The organism is Kitasatospora sp. NPDC056651 (assembly GCF_042792155.1).
Classification (GTDB): Bacteria; Actinomycetota; Actinomycetes; order Streptomycetales; family Streptomycetaceae; genus Kitasatospora.
This window is the reverse complement of record NZ_JBHTWX010000236.1, coordinates 1-1,961: the sequence shown is the minus strand read 5'-3', so window position 1 is coordinate 1,961 and position 1,961 is coordinate 1. Positions and strand designations below refer to the sequence as shown.

Annotated in this window: 2 protein-coding genes; both read right to left on the bottom strand. The window is 37.6% G+C overall.

Annotated features, from left to right (window positions below):
• Nucleotides 1-57: 57 nt before the first annotated feature.
• Complete coding sequence (locus ACFRAR_RS38660) at nucleotides 58-966, bottom strand: hypothetical protein (RefSeq protein ID WP_375839305.1); 909 nt, start codon at nucleotides 964-966, stop codon at nucleotides 58-60.
• Between the two features lie 90 nt (nucleotides 967-1,056).
• The gene (locus tag ACFRAR_RS38655) at nucleotides 1,057-1,230 is read right to left on the bottom strand and encodes a hypothetical protein (RefSeq protein WP_375839303.1); all 174 of its coding nucleotides are present in this window, start codon (nucleotides 1,228-1,230) and stop codon (nucleotides 1,057-1,059) included.
• Nucleotides 1,231-1,961 lie beyond the last annotated feature (731 nt).

The window sequence follows — 1,961 nt, the reverse complement described above, 5'->3', positions numbered from 1 at the left end:
AAAAATAACCCTTCGGTAAAAAAAAAAAACGGCTCCATAAAGAGGAACCGTTTTGCTTCAAAAATCACGTTTTGTGTTATACTGGAGAAACGAAATTGTGTTTTCAAAATTGTCATTTTCGACATGATAACTTTTCTCGTAGTGTGGTTTTGCCGAACCCACTACTTTTTTTATGTCTCCGAACTTCATTTCTTCCCGTTCCGGCTTAACAATCCCTTTTGATTTTCGATACATATTCATTCCGGAAGGATACATGTGCAGCCGTCCGCCTTTTAAAAATTTCTTTTCCCGACCTTCTACGATCTTTGTTTGCACCTCACAGCCCTCTGAAGCCACTTTTAAGGCTGTTTCCCTGTCTTGGACATCTTCTAGGTCTATATCAGTCAAATAAGCGCTCAAATAGGCTCCTATGTTGTCTATATCCTTTAATGACTTGATTGTTACAAATCCTAAACCCCATAGACTCCTTAATTCAGCATTTTTAATATAAATCTTATCCAAATCATTAAAGCGCATTAAAACATGACAATGCCAGGCTCCACGTCCTTGTGGCTCTACCACCGATAAATAATCTATCGAACTTTCTTTCTTGTATTTATAACGCAACCTGTCGATAAAATTTTGAAAATCACTATAAAGTTTTTTCGTGTCCGTCATATTTTTCTTGTATGTCAAAGTTATATGTAATTCATTTGGCCGTCCTATAAAATTGTTATTTATCAAATAACGCAGCTTCTTAAAGGTTTGTCTCAAAGAATTATAATTTTCCTGCCGATTTTCCGAATGCTCGAACTCCCGGATCTCCCCAGTAGAGAGGTCTACAAACCTATCCTTGTCCAATTTTTTGATATTATTTTTCCGGTTCATCTTCTCCATATGCTGAACTTCAATGACGTGATTCATAGTGGTCACTTTTACAACATCATTTGGAGCTATGAAAACCGCGTCACCATTGCGTTTATCCATCCATTTCCCCTCAATTTTTCCTGTAATGTTTAATTAAAATCAAGTTAATAATAAAGAACCCCAAATCCGAAGTCAGTTTTTCAACAAAAATTAGCGTCCTTTTCCCAAATAGTCCCTATACAATTCCTTAATAGCAAACTCAATTACAGCATCTTTTGAAACTCTTCCAAATTCATTGTGTTTTGTAAAATGTTCGGCTAATAACTCTAGCTTTTTAAATGTTTCAACAGTAATTCGAGGTCCAATTTGTTTTTTCTCTTCCATCCAAACACACTCCTAACAAGTTGTTAACATAATTCTAACATTGGAAATAATAGAATTCAAGAACAGAAAAAAGAAGCACACTCGGAATGATATTTCGTTTCCTTTTGATTCCGAGCCTCCACCCCTTACAATCCCCAAAGGCAACCGACAAGGGAAAATTCGTCCCTTATCGGCACCTCCGGAAATTGTACAGCAAGGGGTCACTCCCAATAAAAAGACTACGACATATAAAACAGGTTTAGCTTCAGAGAAAAAGAGCATAAGGAAACTCGGTGCCACCCTAAAAAAAAGGGTGTCAAACAGGCTGTGCCTGTTGAGTTTCTATGCTCTTAGAACAGGTGCCGTTTTTGAAGCCAAAGATATAGCATAGATACCCCATAGATATAGCAGGGATATACCAAAATATCTCTAGAGATACGGGTATCTATGCTATATCTCTCTACAAGATTCCTCCACACGCTTGACGGAAATGCTTCAGCATTTTAGCACTCACTCGACAGAGTGTATAAGTGCGCCATTCGGAATTTCAAAGCTTCAAATTTCACAGAGAGTGCCCATTTATACACACCCCCTAAATCGTGGTGTGACAATGGGTTCTCGCCGGCTCGAAATCGGTTTGTCATTCTGACAAATAACCCTTCGGGAAATAAAAAAAACGGCTCCATAAAGAGGAACCGTTTTGCTTCAAAAATCACGTTTTGTGTTATACTGGAGAAACGAAATTGTGTTTT